Genomic DNA, 21,310 nt, shown 5'->3' with positions numbered 1-21,310 from the left:
TATGGACGATATAAAAATTGATGATTTTAAAGTTTCTGAAAAGATTCAAATAGAGGAAACACAAACAAGTATAGACCTAGACGCCTCAAAAAAGAAACTAAAAAAGCAATTAAAGAAAACCCGTAGAAAGTTGGGCGATCTTCAGGATACATTATATGCCCACGGAAAACACGCTGTGCTTATCTGTATTCAAGGAATGGATACTGCAGGAAAAGACAGCTTAATTAGAGAGGTTTTTAAGGATTTTAATGCACGCGGCGTTGTGGTTCACAGTTTTAAGACTCCTACTGCTTTAGAAAAAAAGCACAATTTTCTTTGGCGCCACTATATTGCGTTACCCGAACGTGGCAAGTTTGGTGTTTTTAACCGTACACACTATGAAAATGTATTGATTACACGGGTTCATCCTGAGTATATTCTAGGCGAAAACCTACCCGATGTTAATAGCTTGGATGCAATAGATGACGATTTCTGGGATAAGCGATTTGAGCAAATAAATAACTTTGAAAAAACCGTTGCCCAAAATGGCACGATTATTTTTAAGTTCTTTTTAAACATCTCTAAAGAAGAGCAGAAACACCGTCTCTTGCGCCGGCTTAACAAACCCAATAAAAATTGGAAGTTTTCACCGGCAGATCTTGATGAGCGGGAACATTGGAACACCTACCAAAAATGTTATGAAGAAGCCATTAATAGAACCTCAAAGCCTAACGCCCCTTGGTATATAATTCCTTCAGACGATAAGAAAACAGCGCGTGTTATTGTTGCTGAGATAATGCTTCAAGAGCTTAGAAAGTACGACGACATTAAAGAACCAGAACTGGATGACGATATTAAGGCTAAGCTTTCAGAATATCGGGAACGGCTTAAAAATGATTAAAAAAGTTACTTAAGCAATCTGATAACTACTTACTTTTAAATTACCTAAAATGAAAATCACTTTTCTCCCCTCATTACTTTTTGCTTTATTTTTCTCGCAATTGGCAATTTCGCAGTCGGCGGAACAAGACGCTAAAATGTTAGATAAACTCTACACTACTGCGTTGACCGATGGAATGGCTTACGACTGGCTTGATTATTTGTCTAATGAAATAGGAGGAAGGCTTTCGGGGTCGGTTGATGCGGAAAGAGCTGTAAAATATACAGAAGAACAGTTAAATGAACTCGGTTTAGACAAGGTCTGGCTTCAACCGGTTATGGTGCCAAAGTGGACACGTGGTTTTAAGGAATACGCTTATATTGAAACTGCTTCTGGAGAAAAAACGGTAACCAATATCTGTGCGCTCGGTGGTTCTGTACCTACACCTAATTTAGGAATCAAGGCGGAAGTTGTAGAAGTTCATGACTTTGACGAATTGGCAAATTTGGGCAAGGAAAAGATAGCGGGAAAGATTGTTTTCTTTAACCGACCTATGGATCCAAAGCTGATATATACAGGTCATGCCTATGGCGGAGCGTCCAATCAACGCTATTCAGGAGCGGAACAAGCTGCTAAATACGGTGCCGTTGGTGTTTTGGTGCGTTCGTTATCGCTAAAAATTGATGACGTGCCACATACGGGTGCTATGAGTTATGGCGACACGCCAGCTTCTAAACAAATTCCTGCGGCGGCTATTAGTACGAACGGTGCTGATTATCTTAGCAGTTTATTAAAACTTCAACCAGGCTTACAGTTTTATTTTAAACAAAACTGTAAAATCTGGGACGATGTGCCTTCCTTTAATGTTATTGGTGAAATAACGGGTAGCCTTCACCCTAATAAATTTATGGTGGTCGGTGGCCATTTAGATAGTTGGGATCTCGCAGATGGTTCTCATGATGACGGGGCTGGAGTAGTACAAAGCATGGAGGTGCTTCGCTTGTTTAAAAAACTGAATTACAAGCCTAAACACACCATTCGTGTTGTGTTATTTATGAATGAGGAAAATGGTTTGCGGGGTGGTTTAAAATATGCCGAAGAAGCAAAACGTAAAAATGAAAAACATATTTTCGCTTTAGAAAGTGATAGCGGTGGTTTTACACCCAGAGGTTTTTCGTTGGAGACTAACGCTGAAAATATGGCGCACATTCAATCTTGGGCGCCACTATTTAAACCTTATTTAATTCATATTTTTGAAGAAGGCTACAGCGGCGCCGATATTCGTCCAATGCAAGGGAATATTGATGTGCTGGCAGGTCTTCAGCCCGATTCGCAACGTTATTTTGATATTCACCATTCAGAAAATGACACCTTTGACCAAGTCAATAAACGCGAGCTGGAGCTTGGTGCAGCAACCATGGCCAGCATGATGTATTTAATAGATACGCATGGCGTTAAATAGACGTATAATCCAAGTGTAGAAAACGGTACATACGAGTCTCCCGTCAATCTTCTGAACAAATTGAGGTTTAGTTAATTAAGCCATATATTTCTTGATTTTTTGGGAAAGCCTTATAACAGGTTTATAGCAATTATGGGTAACTTTGATAGTGTTCGTTATTTCATAAAACGACGACTCTTAATCTATTTACGCTTTAATTTTTATAATCATGGATACTATATTAGTGCCTACCGACTTTTCAGAAACTGCCAAACTCGCTTTAGAAGTGGCTGTGCAACTTACTAAAAAACACAACAGCAAGCTCATTTTGCTTCACATGTTGGAAATTCCTGAGCATTTATTACCCGAAGCTGATAAAACCAATGATGTTACTTCGGCACAAACTACGCATCAACATGATTTGCCAGCGGCTTTATTCTATATGAAACTTGCGCAAAAGCGTTTTGGCGAAATAGCGGAACTGCCATTTATGCAAGGAATACGTTACGAAGAAACGGTGCAAAACCATTTAGACTTTAAGGCCATTATAGATTCTGCACATAAAAACAAGGCCGATTTGATAATTATGGGGTCTCACGGAGCTACCGGGTTTAAGGAAATGTTCGTTGGTTCTAATACCGAGAAGGTAGTGCGCACTTCAGATATTCCCGTATTGGTAATTAAAGCTAAGAGTGAAAACTTTACCATAAAGAACTTTGTGTTTGCAACAAATTGGGAAGAAGAAAGCAAACAATCGTTAATTGATGCCTATAACCTGGCTAAAAAGCTCGGTGCAAAAATGAATATTCTTTACGTTAATACGCCTGGCAGTACTTTCTTGACTACTGCTGCGATAGATACAAAATTTGAAGCACTTTTAAAGGAGAATATGATAGCCCCAGAAACTGTTACTACCAGTATTTATAGCGATAAAAGTATTGAAGAAGGCATACTTAACTTCAGTAAAAAAATAAATGCCGATCTTATTGGGGTTACCACGCACGGCAGACGAGGTATAGCACACTTTTTTAATAATAGTATTAGTGAAGATATTGCCAATCATGCCAATATACCAGTGGTTACTTTTAAGATTGAATAAGCAAGATTTACCACCAAACCATAACGAACCGTTCAACGTTAAAATCTATCTTTTTTCTTGCTTTTATTATAGTGTTGAACACTTTCAGCGTTCTTTATTAGCTCGTATTTCTACCCCGAATAATACCTGCATTCTATTTCGGTATAATTCGGGGTTAGCATTGTTTAACCCCACTGGGGCTAAGTGGTTTCGGTTGTTTTTAACCTAGAAACTGACTTTGAAAGAGTCAAATATTCATAATCCTACACAAACGAAGTGCAGTGTAGGGTTATACGGTATGCAAGTTTGATATAAACTCCGAAGAGGGTTTAATATTGGCTAATTGGGCTGAATATAAGCATATAAAATCATAGTTGAAACAGGAAAGTTTACCACCACACTACAAAGAATCGCTCAGTTTTAAACGATGTTTTTTTATAGATTAAGGGCGATTTTCTATTTTCAACCTGGGTGTCAATCATTTTTTTTATTTCTGAAAAAGAATACCAAGCTTCAATATTTGCTAAAGGTAAAAGCCATTTTTTTTTAGACGGGATTGCATATAGGGCATCAGCCTCTTCCTTAATTAAATCTTGATGTTTTATCCAATATCCAACCACGCAATTGGCGTAATTTCTTGCGATAGCTTGGGTTTTCATCTCCTTCGGAAGGAATAAAAAAGCTTTTAAACATAATTCTTGTAAGGTGGGAATTTCAATATTCAGGGCTTTCAGTTTTTCAATGGTTTCATTTTTGTGAAGCAACGGGAACTGTTTCAACTTTACTTTTTCTAATTTGTCAAAAAGCCTATCTTTTCTGTTGGGGCCAATCCATTTTTCCGTTTCCAAAGCACCCGCATCCATATCGTATAGGTAAAATTTACATGCCAATTCAACATGGACAACCGCTTTGAGAGCATGTTTTTTAACGATATAGTCCAATTCTCCAATAGTTTCTTTTGCGGTTCCATTTTTGCTGGAAACTGAAGTATAGACTTGTAAGTTTGCCGCTAGAAGTTTATAATGTGCCGAATTTTTTAAATAGGCTTCAAAGCAGGCTTCGGCTTGCATTCCTAAAACGGAATTTCTTGGAAAAAGGAATTCCTCTTCGTCTATTTCTTCATCTAAAAACTCGAAAGTATCAAAAGGATAATGCTCCGAATATATTTTTAAACTGGGAGCGTTTTTAAAATTACGTAGAATGTGAGTAGGTTTAATGATTATCGTTTTAATTCACTTTCATATTGTGCAATCCATTCATCAACAGAAACCTTAGCGGTTAGGTTTCCTAATAATTCAAAAGGGATGTTTTTCATATTCTTGAATCGAATACAGCTTTTGCCCATATCTAACTTTCCTTTTGCATGTTTTGGGTATTCATTGGTAAACCAGTGTAGTAAATCTGGATTGCTGTAAATTCCCATATGGTAAAATCCTATGTGGTTTTTCATAGCGGAAATACTCAAAAAAGGCAGTGGTGTTGTAGGTTTGCAATGATAACCGTCTGGATAAATACTGTGTGGCACCACGTAGCTTATCATACCGTATTGCATGGTTTCTTCAAAACCTTCAGGAATATTTTTTTTAATTGTTTCGCGTAATTTTTGCATCACAATTTTACGGTCTTCTGGTACTGCCGCTATGTATTGATCTGGAGTAATATCTTTGGTTTGCATCTTAAAAACAAATTAAAACTATATGTAAATTACTAGTAGTGGTTGGTGATAAACACTTTCGCAATAAAGAAATTTTATTGTAATTTACAAAGAAATACAAAAAGATTATGAAGAGACGTATAGAATTAATAGTAGTTGCCCTATTTCTTTTGTTTTCAATGCAGGGGTATTCCCAAGAAATAACGAAATACAATTTTCTTGAAATCATCGTCGTTCAAAAAGCAAACAACCGCGGGAAGATAAAACGAATAAAAGTAGAGGAGCAATCTTCTTTGCTTGGGGAAGATTTCACCATAAAGGAAATTGAGGATATTGACGAAACCGCAACTTTACTAAATTATATGAATACGCACAACTGGGAGTTTTTAGACCGGCAATCCGTTGTGTCTAGTGATAACGACCCTGTTTGGATGAGTTATATTTTTAGGAAACAGAAGTAGTTAGAGCCAATAATTACAATTGGTTTAGTCCAATAAATTGTGCGAAAAAAAGCACTAAAACTTGTTATTTAAACTTCCAGGCAATAAACCTGCTTTGCTTATTTCCTTGTTCCATCGTGACTGTTTTTACTTCGGAAGGCTTTGTTTTATTGATGGCGCGTTTTATATTTTTTAGGTTCTCTTTTTGCGAAACAATGGCCGTAAACCAATGTACTTGGTCTTTAAACTGAAGGCTTTCAATTGCCATCTGCTTAATAAACGCCTCCTCACCACCTTTGTACCACAATTCATTACTTAGCCCGCCAAAATTCTGGGTCTTAGTCTCTTTTAATCCGAGGTTTTTAAACTTCTGGCGATTAACTTTTTCAGCATGGGAACGATTTTTAAAGAACGGTGGATTGCAAACCACTACATCAAAAAAATCGTCTGGAAGGATGATGTGTTCCAGAATCTTACTTTTAAACTGTTGGTGCCGCAGTTCAATATTTTTTAAAACTTTGTTTTTATCAATAATTTCCTGTGCATTACTCAGAGCGTCTAAGTTTACTTCGCTAGCGGTAGATTTCCAACCAAAATGTTGACTGGCCAAAATAGGGTAGATGAGGTTTGCACCAGTGCCAATATCCAGCAAATGCACGTCCTTTTTAGGGAGCAGATCGGCTACGTGCAATAAATAGTCTAATCTACCCGGAACGGGCGGGCAAAGGTTGTTATCGGGGATATTCCAATAAACTATGCCGTAATGTGCCTTTAACAATGCTGTGTTTAGGGCTTTAACCGCTTCGCTATCACCAAATTTTATGGTTTTATTCCCGTATTGGTTTGTAAAAACAAATGTTTTAAGCGGTGGATGTTTTATTATAAGCTTCTCAAAATTATAGTCGTTGCTAAATGGATTTTTTGGATGCACAAGTTGGTTTTAGAATTGTAAAGATACTCTAATCGGTTTTGACCTTTCCTTTCTTTAACTAATGTTCAGCAGTTTCATGAATTAGAGTATTCTCTTTGGCTTCTTCACTAGCTATTATTGCGTTTTTTAATGCGCTAAACGTAATGTCTTTAGCCTCGGCATACGAAATATTGTAAACGCGTTCTACATTCCGAAATTCTTCTGGGAATTTTTCTAAGAGTGAACTGTAGTATTTATCCAATTGTTCGTTATTTGGCAAGATAAACTCTAACTTTAGTTGAAATCTTCGCAATAATGCAGTATCAATTACTTTAGAGTGGTTTGTGGCGGCAATCAACAATGTATCGTTTGGCAGTGCGTCTATCAATTGAATTACCGTGTTTACCAATCGTTTCATCTCGCTAGAATCCTTGTCGTCATGATCGCGCAGTTTTCCGATGGAATCAAATTCATCTAAAAACAAAACAGCATTTTCACGATTTGCTTTTTTAAAGACGTCTGTAATATTCTTAGCAGTTTCTCCTAAGCGGGAAGAAACAATGTTTCCAAGGTTTAAGGTAATAATCTTTTTTCCTAATGCATGGGCAATGGCCTTGGCAGTAGTTGTTTTGCCACAGCCCGTATGGCCGAAAAGGAATATTTTATTATCAACCGGAAGCTTGTATTTGTTCAAGATTTCAACATGCTTAAACTCTTTCAACAGCTGCTTTAGCGCATTACTGTTGGTATTGCTTAAATGAATTTCATTCAGGCTAATGGTGTTTTCATTACTGCGGAGTATAAAATCTGATATTGCCATTTTACTGCATTGTTATTTAAGCTAGCAAAAATAACGAAGCTTTTTGGATAGTGAATAGGTTTTTAGATAAGAAAGCATCAGGCAGTTATACTTTATATTTAAGCCGCTTTGTTGGCAAGGGCGAGAGGCTCGCGCTAGCGGAGCAAATCTAGCACTAACCACATTATTGTTCTATATTAAAGACCAGTGTTTTTTTTAAAAGAGGAATCCATGCATGTTTACTTTCCTTTTCCACAAAGTAGAATTGGTTATAAATATCACTTGCTCCAATTAAAATATTAGATACCCATAATTCCGAACCATTCTTGAACAGTATAATGTAATATTCGTAGATACTCCAAGGTGCCCTACCACCATCTGTTCGTATTTCTACTATTTTCAGAACATCTTTTTTATTGAATAATATAGATTGGGAATCGTTAATAACTTCGAATATATTCTCTCCTTTTTTAAAAACTAACTTTAGTTTGCCATTATAGGTTAAATGGTTTAATGATATTATGATACCAGGTATGGCGAGTAAAATACATAAAGATTGAAAGATAAGAAATGGTATAACCTCGAACTTGGTTCCTAAAAATAAAAAGAGTATCAAAGGCAATAACAACCAAATGAATGAGAAGACGAAATAATAAAGTAGTCGTTTGAAATTTATCTTAAACGTATTTCCGACTTGTGATAACTTTGCTGAATAGTGTTTCTTTCTATTATAATTGAGGGTAATAAAAAATATAGAAAGCAGGGATTCTTCGACCGTACTTTTAGTGGCTAATATTTTTTTAAATTGTTTTGGTTTTAGAATCGTAAACTGGTCAATCAAGTAAAGAACCTCGCTCATATTAAACATATTTGCTTGAAATTGCCATTGTAAAATATCTCTATGATTATAACGGATTGAGAAATTATCATTTTGATATCCAGTTATCGTCAGTTCTTTATTTTTATATTCTAAATTAAAGGAGGGGCTAATATGAAATCCAATTAGCTGCTCTTGAAGTTTAATTTGGTCTTCCCACGGAAAATTTTCAAACTCCAATTTAATTCTTTCTATGGTTACAGGGCCAAAGAATTCGTATTCATTAGGTTCATAATTTACGTATTGTTTACGAAGAATTATTTTCATTAAGGAGAAATGCTTAGCAATTCGTAATGGAAAACAAATATATAGGTTTTTAGGAAAGTCACACTTTGCAAACGTGCACCAACGGGGGAGAAAGTTTATAGGTACAAGGGGGACTCTTGCACTAGCAGGGATACGATCACGCCACAGAAGATTTTTTATTTCTATTGAATCTGTAGTTTTAAATTCAATTTAGCTCCAAGCGCATCGAATATTTTCATAACGGTTTCAAAGGTCAAATTACCAGTACTATTTTCAAGTCTGGAGATTTGTGCTTTTTTTGTGGGCAGTTTTAAACATTTCACCTATGAGTTCAAGCTTTAGTTCAAACTCATATTCATCTCTTTCTTTTTCTTTAGTTCCTTTTTCACCAACCAATTAAAAGATCTTCGGCTTCACTTAGTTTATAGCTTTTCATTTTTTCTTATCTTTAAAATATTTAGTTCTAATGCTTTCCGTTTTTTCAATTTCAGTTTGACTTTCGATTTTGATTTCACTGATACCCCGCTGCCTGTAACTTAAATAATTCTGAATATAGTTTAGGATTGTCCATTAATTCTTCGTGGGTGCCAAGCTCTAAAACTTGTCCGTTTTGTAGAACTAAAATGCGGTCTGCCATTCGTACTGTGCTAAATCTGTGGCTAATAATAATACTGGTTTTCCCTTTAGTAAGCGCAATAAAACGTTCAAAAACGTCATATTCCGCTTGGGCATCTAGCGCGCTAGTGGGTTCATCCAGAACCATAACATCGGCGTCTTTCATATAGGCACGTGCCAATGCAACTTTTTGCCATTGCCCACCACTTAGCTCTTGACCTTGATAAAAACGCCTTCCCAAGCGTTGTTCCAGACCTTCCTCCATAACGTTTACCACTTGTTCCGCCAGGCTTTTATTGGCGGCGTAGCCTATAACTTCATCGTTTTTAATCTGTGCAATATTTCCTACGGCAATATTTTCACGTAGAGTAAATTCATATTTAAAGAAGTCTTGAAAAATTACCCCAAAGCGTTTTCTGTATGCATTTACATCAAATTTATTTATGTTGATACCGTCTAAGAGGATTTCACCTTTTGTGGGTTCGTAAAAGCGAAGAAAGAGTTTTATCAAGGTTGTCTTCCCTGCGCCGTTCTGACCAACAAAGGCCATTTTCTCGCCTGCTTTCATAAAGAAAGTGATGCCTTTTAGTACTTCTGCGTCGCTTCCGGGATAGGCAAAATGTAAATTATTGACCTGAAAACCTTCGGTAATGGTTTTGGGGATTGGGATCTTGGCTTTAGCATCTTGTTCGATGGATAGATCTAAAAAGTCGAAATAATCCTGAAGATAGAGCGCGCTTTCGGAAATACGGGTAAAGCGTGAAAAGAATCCTTGTAAATTATTTCGTAACCGGTTGAAAGAGCCCGATAGAAAAGTAAGCTCCCCGATAGAAATTGCTCCTGCGAGTACGCGAAAAATAATATAAATATAAGCGCCATAGTAGCTTAGAATACCCAAAATATTAAAGAGCGAGCCATAAAAACTCTGTTTTAGGGATAGCTTTTTATTGATGTGATAATAATCATTAGAAAGGTTTTTAAAACGTTCTGCAATAAAATCTGTTAATCCAAAAAGCTTTACCTCTTTAGCCGTTTGGTTGTTAGCCCCAATAAAGCGGAGGTAGTCTAACTCCCGCCGTTCTGAAGTCCAACTTCGTGCTAGGGAGTATCTAGTGCTGCTAAATTTTGCTTCGTTTATAAAAGATGGAATAATGCTGAGGATAAGGATCAATATTAAAACCGGTTCAAAATACACCAATCCTGCAATTAGAGTTATTATGGATATAATACTTTCTGCTTGCCCTAGGGCGTTGCTCATTAGGCCTACACGACTGTTGGTTTGTGTTCGAGCTCGTTCTAATTTGTCGTAAAACTCAGGGTCTTCTAACTGGGCAATTGTGAGTCCGGCTGTTTTTCGGATTATTTTTTCTGAGGAATCGTTAGAGTAGAGATCTCCCAAAAGGCCATCGGTAAGGTTTATCAATCTTCCCAGCAAATCTGAAAGTATGGCAACGGAAAACTCAATTAGAACGTATGTCCAAAGTTGGGTGTAGTCTTGGCTTGTTAATGAAACCTGCAGGATTATTTCGTCAATAATCATTTTCCCTACCCATAGAATTACTACGGGCGTAAAGGCATTTAGCAGTCTGCTAATTGTGTTGAGCAAAAATAGTGTTGGACTACTTTTAAAGATTTCCCTAAAAAACCGAGGGATAGTTTTTAGTGCTTTAAATGAGTCTTTAATACTGGTTTTCTCTTCTTTTTCGGTAATGGATTTAAAGCGAGGTCTGGCCATTTTCTTAGATTCTGAAATATGAATTTTGATTTCATAATTATTCAAGTACAAAGCTATTGTAAAAAATACAACAACTATCTTTGCGCAAAAATTAAAATTTGGCGCTTTCAGATTACACTCGCGAATTTAAGTACAATACCAAACTGGCAACGCCGGTTATTTTGGGTATGCTCGGGCATCAAGTGGTGGCCTTGGTAGATAATATTATGGTGGGCCAACTGGGTAGTGCAGAGCTAGCAGCCGTTTCATTGGGGAACAGTTTTATGTTTGTTGCAATGAGTATCGGGGTAGGATTTTCCACTGCAATCACGCCATTAGTAGCTGAAGCCGATGGCGAAGGAAACCGCGAAAAGGGAAAATCGTCCTTTAAACACGGATTGTTTTTATGTATCGTCCTTGGTTTGGCACTCTTTGCAACCGTAATGTTTGCTAAACCATTAATGTATGTTATGAGCCAACCGCCAGTGGTGGTCGATTTGGCAATGCCGTATTTAACATTGGTAGCGGCATCTTTAGTTCCCTTGATTATTTTTCAGGGCTTTAAGCAGTTTAGCGACGGGATGTCCATGACACGTTTTCCCATGTACGCCACGATTATAGCTAACTTAGTAAACATATTGTTGAATTATATGTTCATCTTTGGAAAATTTGGCGCTCCAGAATTGGGTGTGGTAGGTGCTGCAATCGGCACCTTGGTCTCTCGAGTGGTGATGGTAAGCTATCTTTGGTATTTGTTGAGTAAAAAAGAAAAGTCTCGGTTTTTCGTTACTGAAATTAAAATCTTCACCCTGAGCAAAGTAATGCTGAAGAAGCTCTTTAACCTTGGTTTTCCATCGGCTATGCAAACCTTTTTTGAAGTGGGAATTTTCACTTCTGCAGTCTGGCTTTCAGGAGTTCTTGGTAAAAATGCGCAGGCAGCAAACCAAATTGCGCTAAACCTATCGTCTATGACTTTTATGGTGGCAATGGGTTTTAGCGTTGCTGCTATGATTCGGGTTGGTAACCAAAAAGGATTAAAGAACTTCAAGGATTTGAGACGGGTAGCTATTTCTATCTTTTTGCTTACGGCACTTTTGTCATTGGTGTTTGTAGCTGGGTTTATAATTTTTAATGGCGAATTACCGAAAATGTTCTTAGATTATGATAATCTGGCCCAATTTGCAGATAACAACGAGGTAGTGATTCTTGCGTCGCAATTGTTGATTATTGCGGCAATATTTCAATTTACTGATGCTATGCAGGTGGTTGCCCTTGGCGCGCTACGTGGCATGCAAGATGTAAAAATACCAACCGTGCTTACGTTTATTGCCTATTGGATTATCGGTTTCCCCGTTTCGTACTATTTAAGTATGCACACCTCCTTGGAAAGTGCTGGTATTTGGATTGGTTTGTTCGCCGGATTAACCGCAAGCGGAATTATGTTATTCATCAGATTTAATTATCTTTCAAAAAAATTAATTAGACTCGGTGGGTAGTAAGTTTTTACCTTTAAAAGCTTAAGAACTCAATACCCATTATCAATTTTTATTTTTCAAAAACACATAACACATAACTCGATAAAATGGATTTCCCAAAATATTTATTAGGTGATAACAGTGAGTATCCAACAGCTATTTTTGTAATACATACAGAGTTTCCACGTTTTATTATCAATCTTGAAGACGATGAGGTGGAATGGCTGGAAGATTTTAGTAAAGAAGACCAACAAGAGCTTGAGGCAGAAACGGAAGGTTTAATCCAACAAGCAACAGAATTTTATGACAGAGAGATTGCGCTTTATGATGCAGATTAAATATTTCACCACGAATACACGAATAATTATATAGAATATTTGTGTAATCCTGTTGAAACTTCATAGCTGGATTTTTAAAATAGAACCAAAATAATGCTCGACCAACTTCTAAATTACGACACACAACTTTTCCAATTTCTCAATAATCTAGGAAGCGAACCTTGGGATGGCTTATGGTTATTTATAACACATAAATTCTCCTCGATTCCTATTTATGCACTTTTACTTTATCTTATTTATAGAAATTACGGCTTAAAAGGAACCTTGGTAATTGTTGTTTGCGTAGCCTTAATGATAACCGCAACCGATCAAGTTTCCAGCCTGTTTAAGTACGGTATTAAAAGGCCTAGACCTTGCCAAGTGGCGGCGTTACAGGAGCAAATGCGCTTTGTTGCAGGCGGTTGTGGTAGGTACGGTTATTTTTCTGCACACGCAGCCAGTTCTATGGCCGCAGCAGTGTTTTTAGGGCTGAGCCTTCAAAGATGGTATAAATATTTGCCATTTTTATTACTTATTTGGGCAGTATTTACGGGGTATAGCCGAATTTATCTTGGCGTGCACTACCCGTTAGACGTAATTTCGGGAATGGCTTTTGGAGGTCTAACAGGTTGGCTTTTCTATTTGCTTCAGAAGTGGGGACAGCAAAAATTCAATACGTCTATTTCTTCGTCACAATAAACAAATCTCTATATAGCCTATCTTTGTGCGTTCGGCTGTCAGCACCTTTTGGATTCATATCATAACGCACAATGAATTCTTTGTCAAAACTTGAAAAAGCTTCTTCAAAATTCTCATGATTATTATCTGAAACCATTACACCAAACTTGCTTTCTTTTGGGATTGTAACTTCATCATCAACTTTTAGAATTGGCATTTTTTCACCATAATCCCAAATAAGCTCTGGCGTCATATTTGAAAACTCATATATTTTCAAATTTTTATTCGTGCCAAAACGCTGCAATTCGGAATATGGTTTATACTCAGGGTTTATTGTGATAGCGCTGCTCAATGGAAGTCCGAACCAGATTATTGCAACTATAAATACTATCGTTAAATAAAATACTTTTGAAATATTTCTTCGGAAGAGATTGCGGTATATAAAAACAGAAATTATAAATAGTGTAATGGCGAGTAAGACAAACCAATGCCAATTTCCGGCTAGACCGTCTTTAAGAAAAATATAGCCTCCAATGGGGAAGATGATTCCTATAAACGCAATTAGACCGAAGTTGAAATAAACGGGATAGGTTTCGCGCTTATCCCTTAAATCTCTAAACCTTTGGAAGAGATACGCTACATAAAACCCAGTATTGAGTGCCATGGGGATTAGTACTGGCAATAGGTATCTCGATTTTTTTTCAGGAATTATTGACAATAACACCACCGAAGCCATGGTCCACAGAAAGGTAAACAGGTAAGCCTTTTTATTAAACACGCGATTCTTCAAATACGGATAAAGCAGGGCGATAAATGCGGGAATAGTCCAAACACCACTTTGGGTGAAAAAGCTCCAGTAGTAATAAAAAGGTTTGATTTCGTAACTAATCCAATTGGTGGTTTCTTTTTTGGTGATTTCTACTGCTGCCGGATCAAAGTTTAAGGTGTACCAATGCCACCAGCTTGAAACAACTCCCGCTACCACCAAAAACCCAACAAGTGGCAACCAGCGCGATTTAAAGTCTTTATACTTATAAACGACTCCAAAGGCAATTAAAAACGGAAGGAGTAAGGCGTAAAGTGATACGGGCCCCTTACTTAAAAACGAAAACCCAAAGAAAAGTCCGGCTAGCAAGGCATTTTGGACTTTGTACTTTGTTTCGGTAAAAAATTTAAAGAGCAAATAAATGCAGACCATCATAAAGCCGTGGGTGTAGATATCCCACTGGCCATCTCGTGCCGAGGCCACAATGTAAAAGGAAGTAGCTGTTACCAGTGCGCTGATAAATGCATATAAATTTTTGGAAGTTAATCTTTTAGCAAATTTATAAGAGGTCAGCACCAAAATAAGCGACAGAATAGCTGCGGGAAGTCGGAGTGCCCAAACTGTTTTTATTCCAAAAATAGCTGCTGACAAAGCGGTAAGCCATGTGGGTAGTGGCGGTTTTTGGTAGCGTGGCTGTCCGTTAATGGTTGTGAGCAGCCAATTGCCATCCGTAAGCATTTCTCGGGCTGTAATAAAGTTTCGCGCTTCCATAATATTTACTGGCAATGCGCTTAAATTCACAAAAAATATAGCAACACAGGTAAGCAGAAGTAATAAAAGATAATGTTTTTCAACCTTCATATTTAAGTTGTTTTTTCCAGATAAAAATATTGCGAATATAAATTACCAAGCCGGCGATATGGCCCACAAAAAGAACGGGGTCTTGCCTAAAAATAGCATAGGTTAAAATTAAAGAAGCCCCCAAAACGCTCATTCTCCAAAAACCTACGGGTAGTTGAGAGGTTTGTGTTTTTTCAGAAACAAGCCATTGATAAACAAACCGAAGCGTAAATAGTATTTGGGAAACAATCCCTAAAACTAATAGCCATAGCGGAATGTTTTCATTATTAAACAGCTGATTTATATCGTATTCGCCGTTATTGTAGGCATAAATAACAATAAAAATAGGGAAGATGAAAAGAAAAACTCGTAGCCATTTTGGCGATTTTTGCCATTCCCCTTGTAATTGTAAGTTCCTGATATAGATATAATAGGTTAAGGCTTGGCCCAGCATAATGGCGAAGTCATCGCGCAGGTATCCATACAGAAAAAGTAGGAAAGAGGCCAGTAGGCTGAGTTTCCAAAAGACTGAAGGCGTTATTACCCGCTTTCTTTTTTCGGAAAGTATCCATTGCACCAAAAGTCTTCCGCTGAATAGAATTTGCGCCAAAAAGCCAATGCCGTACACAACCCAGTCGTTCATCCTTTGCTTTTAATCTCGTAGTTGATGTATTTTTTCTTCATCCAAAGATAGGCGAAGCAGTCTATTAATGGCCCTAGTAATCGGTTCCAAACCCCAAACTTAGCCGTTCCTGCCACTCGTGGAAAATGTTTTACAGGAATTTGCACCACTTTTCCCTCTTGGAGCAAAACCATAGCCGGTAAAAAACGATGCAGTCCCTTAAACATTGGGATGCGTTTGGCATAATCAGTTTTTATAACTTTCAGGGGGCATCCGGTATCGTCCATGCCATCGTGAGTAAAGGTTCGGCGGATACCATTCGCAATTTTAGACGACATGTTCTTAACGAATTTATCCTTTCTATCGGCGCGAACGCCAGTAACTAAATCGTATGTGTCTATATGCGCTAGCAGTAAATTAAAATCTTCAGGATCAGTTTGCAGATCGCTGTCTATATAACCAACCAGCGGACTTTCAACCGTATCAAACCCAGCTTTTATGGCTGCGCTTAAACCTCTGTTTTCTTTAAACGAAATAAATTGAAAGGCTTCGTTTCTACTACAAATTTTTTCAATAAGTGCTTGGCTATTGTCCTTAGAACCATCATTGACAAATAAAATCGAGGTTTTTTTAGTTGCAATTTGGGTGTAAGCCAAAAGCTCCTTCTCAACGCGTTCTAGGTTTTCTTCCTCGTTATAAACGGGTACAATAATGGTAAACTGGTACATGTATAGTATTGAAAAGATTTTTGCAAAAGTAATTTTTTTAATTTAGAAGCTTATCGCTTTGTATGTAATTGTCATAAATGTGAGGAATTTTTAAAATTTTGAAAGTGTTTGCTTAAAAAAGATGTTATTTTGTGGCAGAAACGGAAACAAGAATTTGGGTTAAATAAAAAAAGGAAGGTTTTTTAAAGTATATAGCTGTCCTCTAGTTTTTTAACGCTATTTAATCTTGTTCCAAAACAGAAAATATGACAATACTTGTTACGGGGGCAGCCGGTTTTATAGGCTCACATACTGCGGAAAGATTAAAAATGCTAGGCTATGATGTTATTGGAGTTGATAACTTTTCGCCATATTACGACCTTAAATTGAAACAGATAAATGCCAAATCGCTTTCTGAAAATAATATTGAAGTTTTAAAAGTTGATTTGCGCACGGACGATTTACATGAAAAGCTTCCGAAGCAGATTGCTTATATCTTCCATTTCTCAGCACATCCCGGAATTTCCGATACATCAACATTTGAGGATTATTTCAGTAATAATATTTTAGGAACCCAACGCTTGTTGGAGTTTGCTGAAAGCTTGGAAAAGAAGCCGTTCTTTGTAAATATTGCTACTTCCTCAATTTATGGTTTAGAAGCTACGTTTCCCGAAAGTGTTCCTCCAAAACCTGCTTCTTGGTATGGCGTAACCAAACTGGCGGCGGAGCAGTTGGCATTAGCAAAAAGCCGTGAAAATAAAATGCAAGCTACCTCTTTACGATTGTTTTCTGTTTATGGTCCGAGGGAACGACCTGATAAACTCTACACACGATTAATAGATTGCGGACTCAACAACAAGCCTTTTCCACTCTTTGAAGGCAGTGAAAAACACCTTCGCAGCTTTACCTACGTGCAGGATATTGTGGACGGAATTGTAAGCGTAATAGGGAAAGAAGAAGTTTGTAATGGTGAAGTTTTTAATCTAGGAACTGAAACCGAAAACACTACGGCTGAAGGGATAGCAACAGTTGAAGCAATTCTGAACACGACGATTACTATTGAAAAAAAACCACCTCGCGCTGGTGATCAATCACGAACCAAGGCAGATATTGACAAAGCTAGAAAGTTGTTGGGTTATAACCCCAAAACAAACTTACGTGGCGGTTTGGAAGCTCAGGTTTATTGGTTTAAAAATAATTTTTAATTAACTTATTTAAGCTGCAATAGTTTATCTGCAGCCTCAAAAGGCGTTGTTCTATTTTCATCCAAGGCTTTCAATTGAATTTCTAATTCTGTTTTAACCGAAGGATTTGCATAAAAATCACTTTTTAACCTACTTTCAATAGTCTGTTTTAACCAGAATTTGTTCTGCTCTTTTCTTTTATGTTGAAAATAGCCGTTCTCTTGAGTTGTTTCGAAGTAATTTGAAACTACTTCCCAAATTTCCTTGATGCCTTCATTGTGGAGGGCGCTGCATAAAAGTGTTTTTGGAGCCCAGCCGCTTTCTTTGGCAGGGTAGAGGTGAAGCGCACGATTGAATTCATTTTTCGCCATTTTTGCAGCTTTTTTATTTTCACCGTCGGCTTTGTTGATTACTATGGAGTCTGCCATTTCCATAATGCCGCGTTTTATTCCTTGTAATTCGTCGCCCGCACCAGCGAGCTTTAGTAACAAAAAGAAATCGGTCATGGAGTGGACGGCAGTTTCACTTTGGCCTACGCCAACGGTTTCAATAAGAATAACGTCAAAGCCTGCTGCTTCACAAAGAATAATGGTTTCCCGCGTTTTTTGTGCTACACCTCCCAAAGTATCTCCACTAGCTGAAGGCCGTATAAATGCATTTTTTTCCTTAACCAAATCTTCCATTCGGGTTTTGTCGCCCAGAATGCTGCCTTTGCTAATGCTGCTGCTGGGGTCAACGGTTAAAATCGCAACTTTTTTCCCTTCGGCAATCAATAATTTTCCAAAACTTTCAATAAACGTGCTTTTTCCAACTCCTGGTACTCCTGTAATTCCTATTCTAATTGATTTATTGGAGTGGGGCAAACAGTGTTCAATAAGTTGCTTGGCTTGTTTTTGATGTTTATTAGCGGTGCTTTCAATGATTGTAATAGCTCTACTAAGCGCAGTCTGGTTTTCTTGAAGAAGTTCTGCAATCAATTTCTCTGTAGAAGGGCCTTTTTTAAATTTAGACCTAAAGGAATTTACCATATTGGTATTTAAGGTCTCTGGATGCGAAACCCCTTCCTTTTCGTTTAAAGCGCTTGTATTTTCCTTCTTTTTGCTCACAATGTGAATTTAGGACAAATTTATGAAATTGTTTTTTCAAAAGCGCATTTAAGATAGTATCTTGAAATTTAATAACTTTAAAAAACCCAAATAATGAAAAAGCTATATAGTGCGTCTTCAACAGCAGTAGGAGGCAGGCAAGGTCATGTAACCACAGATGATAAAAAAATTGATTTAGAACTTTCTGTCCCGAAAGGTTTAGGAGGCGATGGCGGAAACGGCACTAACCCAGAACAACTTTTTGGCAGTGCTTATGCAGCTTGCTTTGGTGGTGCTATACAATTGGTAGCCGAAAATGAAAATGTGAAAATTGGAGAGGATATGAGCGTGACGGCAAATATCCAAATTGGAAAAACCGAGCAAGGTAATTTACAGTTAAAGGCAATTTTAGACTGCTATTTACCTGGAGTGGATGTTGCAACCGGAGAAGAGTTGGTAAACAAGGCTCATGAGGTTTGTCCATACTCCAGAGCTACCCGAGATAATATTACAGTAACATTAAACTTACTGGTGGACGAATAACAAATATCCATAAGCATCATTAATAAGTAAAAAGCCCTGAATTTCAGGGCTTTTTGTTTTACATAGCTTTTGATTTTAGCGGTATTACCTTTCCACCTTCGCCTTTTTTTGGCTCTTCTTTTTTCTCTTCCACAAATGGATTTGTTTCAGTCTGTTGCGCGGCTTGCTTGGTGTACCATTGCAACTGGTATTTGTGCTTTTCTAAAAGCTCCAAGATAATGTCTGGTAATTCCTTGCGTTCTAAAAGTTCATCGTATCTTTTAATGTTGTACTTATCACGACTTATACAAGAATTTACGATTGCAGCTGCATCAAAATGTTCCAAAGCCTCTTTAACTTCATGCCAGGTACGATCTAAATTTCCTTTTTCAGAATCTACCTTCAAAGGTTCAATATCATGGACGTAAAGCTGGTTAGTGATGTCGTGGCTCATGCGGTTACGTTCTACGGCCATATAGTTTAAAAATCGCTTTAAACTTGTTGTTTGTGCGTCCTGAGCCGCGTTGTAATATAGTTTTTCAGCTTCAAAACAAGCCACGAGTAGGCGATTTAACTTATCAAAATCAGCGTATTTTTTCTTCATATAGAAATTTATTTAATCAGTTTTAGTGAAAGGCTTCACTTTTCAGAAAACCTTTTAATACATTTTAAAGAATAAGTTCGTAATCTTTTAAAACCAATTTAGAATATTAAGGCATAATCTATGCCAATAATTTCTAGGGGAGTAAATTGCTTTACGGTATTTTAAGCCGCTATGTATTCATTTTTCCAATATACGAAATTATTTGATTATAAAGTGATTATGGGTTATTCAAAAGATTTGAAAAAAATGCATTACTTTTATGCTGATACTGTCTTCGAATAAATTAAACGGCAGTTAGTAAATCAGGGCGTTTTTTAGGCACTGCATTTATACTGGTAAAATAAAGAATGAGCTGTAATACATACTTGAATGCGTATGCTTTTAAATAGTATATAGGGGTATTTTCAATAAAAAAAGCTCCTCTTCAAAAAAATGAAGAGGAGCCCACGCGTATCGTGTTTAGAATTAGGGGAGTCTGTTTATTGTTTAACCACTTTCAGGTTTTCCACGCCGCTATTGCTAGAAACCTTTACAAGGTAAACGCCACTGGCTAAATTGGAAATATCCAATTGGGTGTTGTTGTTACTTGAAGTGGTATTTGAAACTCTTTGCCCAGTAGTTGTATAAACAGCTACTGAATCAATTGTTTCTTTTGAGTTTATATGCATTATATCTGTTACTGGGTTTGGGTAGAAAGAAATTTCGTTTTGCGAAACAGTGTTTGTACCCAAGATAAGATCGTCAAGATAAACCATCCATCCTTCAGCAAATGGAGGTGGTCCGTTTACCCATCCTGCAATGTATTTTCCATTTGGGGAAACTGCAATAGCTGTACCCAAAAGACCGTCAACAGTATTAACAGTAACACCGTTATCTGCTAATACGTCTTTTAGAAAAAGAGGCTGATCTCCAAGAGAAGGGTGATAGATTATTGCATCTCTTACTTGAAAATCTACATCTTCATAACCAACTGCAACACCATTGTCTGAAATGCTTGCAAAAGCTCCACCATTGCCTGTTGGTGTATCAAAACTAGTGAATGTATCAGTGTCTAAATCATATATAAAAGGTTTGCCATCAAAATCACCAACCATCTCATTTGAGCTGTTAATATCACTAATGGCATTTACACCGATCATTGGTAGTTGTCCCGTTGGTATTAATGTGATTTCACCTTCTTTATTGAAATAAGCAGGTACGCGTAGAGTCCCTCCACCGTCTGGCTGATCCAACCAACCGCCAATAATACCATCGTTGGTAACTGTGTAGCCAGCCAATGCTTCGCCTTCAGGGTCGAAAATATCAAATAGTTCAGCAGTTTCGGTATTGTATAAAAAGGTGCCAAAATCACAACACCCAATAGACATTTGACCGGTCACATACTTTCCATTTGGAGAAATACCATATGTGGTAAAACTTGAATCTTCTGGGTTAGAGGCTGGAAACCAGCCAATGGGAGTCCAAGTTCCATTCTTTTTAACTGCAGGTTGCATTAAGCCATTTGGCTCATCATAATACATCATCCCTGAAACATCTCCATTGTTGTTTATTGAAGAAAGACCGGTAGCTTCGGGCTCCATATTGGTAAGTACGTTGGTTGCAAAATCATAATATTGGCCCATAGTTATTCCTTGGCCATTATCATTAACGTCGCTAAAACGCGTAAACATTTCTGTTTGAAGTTTAAACTCAACTTGAGCCTGAATGTTTGAGACTCCAAGAAGAACCGCTGCAAAGAAAATGCTCTTCGCTAAAAAAGTAATTTTTTTCATAGTATTGTTATATATAGAATTAGTTTGATTTGAGCCGCAAAGTATGAAAGCTTATACATATATAAAAGGGTGAACCTTTTCAATTTCACGAAATTTGAAAGGGTT

Annotated in this window: 21 protein-coding genes; 9 read left to right on the top strand and 12 right to left on the bottom strand. The window is 37.3% G+C overall.

From position 1 onward, the window contains the following. Position 1 precedes the first annotated feature (1 nt). The 3 genes from QPK98_RS12750 to QPK98_RS12740 all read left to right on the top strand — a co-directional run bounded on the left by QPK98_RS12750 (position 2) and on the right by QPK98_RS12740 (position 3,399). The gene (locus QPK98_RS12750) at positions 2-880 is read left to right on the top strand and encodes a PPK2 family polyphosphate kinase (RefSeq protein ID WP_310993845.1); all 879 of its coding nucleotides are present in this window, start codon (positions 2-4) and stop codon (positions 878-880) included. A 49-nt stretch (positions 881-929) separates the two neighbouring features. Then, positions 930-2,321 carry a M20/M25/M40 family metallo-hydrolase gene (locus tag QPK98_RS12745; protein WP_310993844.1) on the top strand — a complete coding sequence of 464 codons (1,392 nt, stop codon included), beginning with the start codon at positions 930-932 and terminating at the stop codon, positions 2,319-2,321. Between the two features lie 208 nt (positions 2,322-2,529). Further along, on the top strand, positions 2,530-3,399 hold the full coding sequence (locus QPK98_RS12740; protein WP_310993843.1) for a universal stress protein: 870 nt from the start codon (positions 2,530-2,532) through the stop codon (positions 3,397-3,399). A gap of 368 nt (positions 3,400-3,767) precedes the next feature. Here the strand turns inward: QPK98_RS12740 and QPK98_RS12735 are convergent, their stop codons facing one another. Together QPK98_RS12735 and QPK98_RS12730 are read right to left on the bottom strand one after the other, a co-directional pair. Continuing rightward, on the bottom strand, positions 3,768-4,493 hold the full coding sequence (locus QPK98_RS12735) for a DUF1853 family protein (RefSeq protein ID WP_310993882.1): 726 nt from the start codon (positions 4,491-4,493) through the stop codon (positions 3,768-3,770). Positions 4,494-4,597: 104 nt separating this feature from the next. Further along, positions 4,598-5,053 (bottom strand): DUF1801 domain-containing protein, encoded by a 456-nt coding sequence (locus tag QPK98_RS12730; protein ID WP_310993842.1) that lies wholly within the window; start codon positions 5,051-5,053, stop codon positions 4,598-4,600. 107 nt (positions 5,054-5,160) lie between these two features. Here QPK98_RS12730 and QPK98_RS12725 point away from each other — a divergent pair, with 107 nt between their 5' ends. After that, positions 5,161-5,493, top strand: a complete 333-nt coding sequence (locus QPK98_RS12725) for a hypothetical protein (RefSeq protein ID WP_310993841.1) — start codon at positions 5,161-5,163, stop codon at positions 5,491-5,493. A 64-nt stretch (positions 5,494-5,557) separates the two neighbouring features. Here the strand turns inward: QPK98_RS12725 and rlmF are convergent, their stop codons facing one another. The 4 genes from rlmF to QPK98_RS12705 form a co-directional block, all read right to left on the bottom strand. Continuing rightward, positions 5,558-6,403: a 23S rRNA (adenine(1618)-N(6))-methyltransferase RlmF gene (gene rlmF / locus QPK98_RS12720; protein ID WP_310993840.1), complete on the bottom strand. Its 846-nt coding sequence runs from the start codon at positions 6,401-6,403 to the stop codon at positions 5,558-5,560. 58 nt (positions 6,404-6,461) lie between these two features. Continuing rightward, complete coding sequence (locus tag QPK98_RS12715) at positions 6,462-7,202, bottom strand: AAA family ATPase (RefSeq protein WP_310993839.1); 741 nt, start codon at positions 7,200-7,202, stop codon at positions 6,462-6,464. Positions 7,203-7,365: 163 nt separating this feature from the next. Next, positions 7,366-8,325, bottom strand: a complete 960-nt coding sequence (locus tag QPK98_RS12710; RefSeq protein ID WP_310993838.1) for a PH domain-containing protein — start codon at positions 8,323-8,325, stop codon at positions 7,366-7,368. 490 nt (positions 8,326-8,815) lie between these two features. Then, positions 8,816-10,654: an ABC transporter ATP-binding protein gene (locus tag QPK98_RS12705; protein WP_310993837.1), complete on the bottom strand. Its 1,839-nt coding sequence runs from the start codon at positions 10,652-10,654 to the stop codon at positions 8,816-8,818. A 98-nt stretch (positions 10,655-10,752) separates the two neighbouring features. Between QPK98_RS12705 and QPK98_RS12700 the strand changes: the two genes are divergently transcribed. The 3 genes from QPK98_RS12700 to QPK98_RS12690 all read left to right on the top strand — a co-directional run bounded on the left by QPK98_RS12700 (position 10,753) and on the right by QPK98_RS12690 (position 13,124). Beyond that, positions 10,753-12,129: an MATE family efflux transporter gene (locus tag QPK98_RS12700; protein ID WP_310993836.1), complete on the top strand. Its 1,377-nt coding sequence runs from the start codon at positions 10,753-10,755 to the stop codon at positions 12,127-12,129. Between the two features lie 86 nt (positions 12,130-12,215). Beyond that, positions 12,216-12,446, top strand: coding sequence for a DUF8828 family protein (locus QPK98_RS12695; protein ID WP_310993835.1), 231 nt, complete (start codon positions 12,216-12,218; stop codon positions 12,444-12,446). 93 nt (positions 12,447-12,539) lie between these two features. Then, a complete protein-coding gene (locus QPK98_RS12690; protein WP_310993834.1) occupies positions 12,540-13,124 on the top strand; it encodes a phosphatase PAP2 family protein in 585 nt (194 codons plus the stop codon). Here the strand turns inward: QPK98_RS12690 and QPK98_RS12685 are convergent. From QPK98_RS12685 to QPK98_RS12675, 3 genes are read right to left on the bottom strand one after another with little or no spacing between them, the layout of a single operon-like run. Continuing rightward, the gene (locus QPK98_RS12685; protein WP_310993833.1) at positions 13,105-14,730 is read right to left on the bottom strand and encodes an ArnT family glycosyltransferase; all 1,626 of its coding nucleotides are present in this window, start codon (positions 14,728-14,730) and stop codon (positions 13,105-13,107) included. The genes QPK98_RS12690 and QPK98_RS12685 overlap by 20 nt on opposite strands. Further along, positions 14,720-15,352 carry a lipid-A-disaccharide synthase N-terminal domain-containing protein gene (locus QPK98_RS12680; protein ID WP_310993832.1) on the bottom strand — a complete coding sequence of 211 codons (633 nt, stop codon included), beginning with the start codon at positions 15,350-15,352 and terminating at the stop codon, positions 14,720-14,722. Before QPK98_RS12680 ends, QPK98_RS12685 begins: the two co-directional genes overlap by 11 nt. Next, positions 15,349-16,059, bottom strand: coding sequence for a glycosyltransferase family 2 protein (locus QPK98_RS12675; RefSeq protein ID WP_310993831.1), 711 nt, complete (start codon positions 16,057-16,059; stop codon positions 15,349-15,351). Before QPK98_RS12675 ends, QPK98_RS12680 begins: the two co-directional genes overlap by 4 nt. A 245-nt stretch (positions 16,060-16,304) precedes the next feature. Between QPK98_RS12675 and QPK98_RS12670 the strand changes: the two genes are divergently transcribed. Beyond that, positions 16,305-17,243 carry an NAD-dependent epimerase/dehydratase family protein gene (locus tag QPK98_RS12670; protein ID WP_310993830.1) on the top strand — a complete coding sequence of 313 codons (939 nt, stop codon included), beginning with the start codon at positions 16,305-16,307 and terminating at the stop codon, positions 17,241-17,243. A gap of 5 nt (positions 17,244-17,248) precedes the next feature. Here QPK98_RS12670 and meaB read toward each other — a convergent pair whose 3' ends face one another. Then, a complete protein-coding gene (gene meaB, locus QPK98_RS12665; RefSeq protein ID WP_310993829.1) occupies positions 17,249-18,328 on the bottom strand; it encodes a methylmalonyl Co-A mutase-associated GTPase MeaB in 1,080 nt (359 codons plus the stop codon). A 93-nt stretch (positions 18,329-18,421) separates the two neighbouring features. Between meaB and QPK98_RS12660 the strand changes: the two genes are divergently transcribed. Continuing rightward, positions 18,422-18,850 (top strand): organic hydroperoxide resistance protein, encoded by a 429-nt coding sequence (locus tag QPK98_RS12660; protein WP_310993828.1) that lies wholly within the window; start codon positions 18,422-18,424, stop codon positions 18,848-18,850. 58 nt (positions 18,851-18,908) lie between these two features. Here the strand turns inward: QPK98_RS12660 and QPK98_RS12655 are convergent, their stop codons facing one another. Both QPK98_RS12655 and QPK98_RS12650 read right to left on the bottom strand, forming a co-directional pair. Next, positions 18,909-19,433, bottom strand: coding sequence for a DUF2383 domain-containing protein (locus tag QPK98_RS12655; RefSeq protein WP_310993827.1), 525 nt, complete (start codon positions 19,431-19,433; stop codon positions 18,909-18,911). 479 nt (positions 19,434-19,912) lie between these two features. Continuing rightward, positions 19,913-21,205 carry a T9SS type A sorting domain-containing protein gene (locus QPK98_RS12650; protein ID WP_310993826.1) on the bottom strand — a complete coding sequence of 431 codons (1,293 nt, stop codon included), beginning with the start codon at positions 21,203-21,205 and terminating at the stop codon, positions 19,913-19,915. Positions 21,206-21,310 lie beyond the last annotated feature (105 nt).

Origin of the sequence: Aequorivita marina, from assembly GCF_031631895.2 — a bacterium.
Taxonomy (GTDB): domain Bacteria; phylum Bacteroidota; class Bacteroidia; order Flavobacteriales; family Flavobacteriaceae; genus Aequorivita; species Aequorivita marina.
The sequence above is the reverse complement of the archived record's forward strand: the minus strand, read 5'-3'. Positions and strand labels throughout refer to the sequence as shown.

Coding starts and splice junctions, on each gene's coding strand:
- QPK98_RS12750 (WP_310993845.1), top strand. CDS start 2: ATGGACGATATAAAAATTGATGATTTTAAAGTTTCTGAAAAGATTCAA.
- QPK98_RS12745 (WP_310993844.1), top strand. CDS start 930: ATGAAAATCACTTTTCTCCCCTCATTACTTTTTGCTTTATTTTTCTCG.
- QPK98_RS12740 (WP_310993843.1), top strand. CDS start 2,530: ATGGATACTATATTAGTGCCTACCGACTTTTCAGAAACTGCCAAACTC.
- QPK98_RS12730 (WP_310993842.1), bottom strand. CDS start 5,053: ATGCAAACCAAAGATATTACTCCAGATCAATACATAGCGGCAGTACCA.
- QPK98_RS12725 (WP_310993841.1), top strand. CDS start 5,161: ATGAAGAGACGTATAGAATTAATAGTAGTTGCCCTATTTCTTTTGTTT.
- QPK98_RS12715 (WP_310993839.1), bottom strand. CDS start 7,202: ATGGCAATATCAGATTTTATACTCCGCAGTAATGAAAACACCATTAGC.
- QPK98_RS12710 (WP_310993838.1), bottom strand. CDS start 8,325: ATGAAAATAATTCTTCGTAAACAATACGTAAATTATGAACCTAATGAA.
- QPK98_RS12705 (WP_310993837.1), bottom strand. CDS start 10,654: ATGGCCAGACCTCGCTTTAAATCCATTACCGAAAAAGAAGAGAAAACC.
- QPK98_RS12695 (WP_310993835.1), top strand. CDS start 12,216: ATGGATTTCCCAAAATATTTATTAGGTGATAACAGTGAGTATCCAACA.
- QPK98_RS12690 (WP_310993834.1), top strand. CDS start 12,540: ATGCTCGACCAACTTCTAAATTACGACACACAACTTTTCCAATTTCTC.
- QPK98_RS12685 (WP_310993833.1), bottom strand. CDS start 14,730: ATGAAGGTTGAAAAACATTATCTTTTATTACTTCTGCTTACCTGTGTT.
- QPK98_RS12680 (WP_310993832.1), bottom strand. CDS start 15,352: ATGAACGACTGGGTTGTGTACGGCATTGGCTTTTTGGCGCAAATTCTA.
- QPK98_RS12675 (WP_310993831.1), bottom strand. CDS start 16,059: ATGTACCAGTTTACCATTATTGTACCCGTTTATAACGAGGAAGAAAAC.
- QPK98_RS12670 (WP_310993830.1), top strand. CDS start 16,305: ATGACAATACTTGTTACGGGGGCAGCCGGTTTTATAGGCTCACATACT.
- QPK98_RS12660 (WP_310993828.1), top strand. CDS start 18,422: ATGAAAAAGCTATATAGTGCGTCTTCAACAGCAGTAGGAGGCAGGCAA.
- QPK98_RS12655 (WP_310993827.1), bottom strand. CDS start 19,433: ATGAAGAAAAAATACGCTGATTTTGATAAGTTAAATCGCCTACTCGTG.
- QPK98_RS12650 (WP_310993826.1), bottom strand. CDS start 21,205: ATGAAAAAAATTACTTTTTTAGCGAAGAGCATTTTCTTTGCAGCGGTT.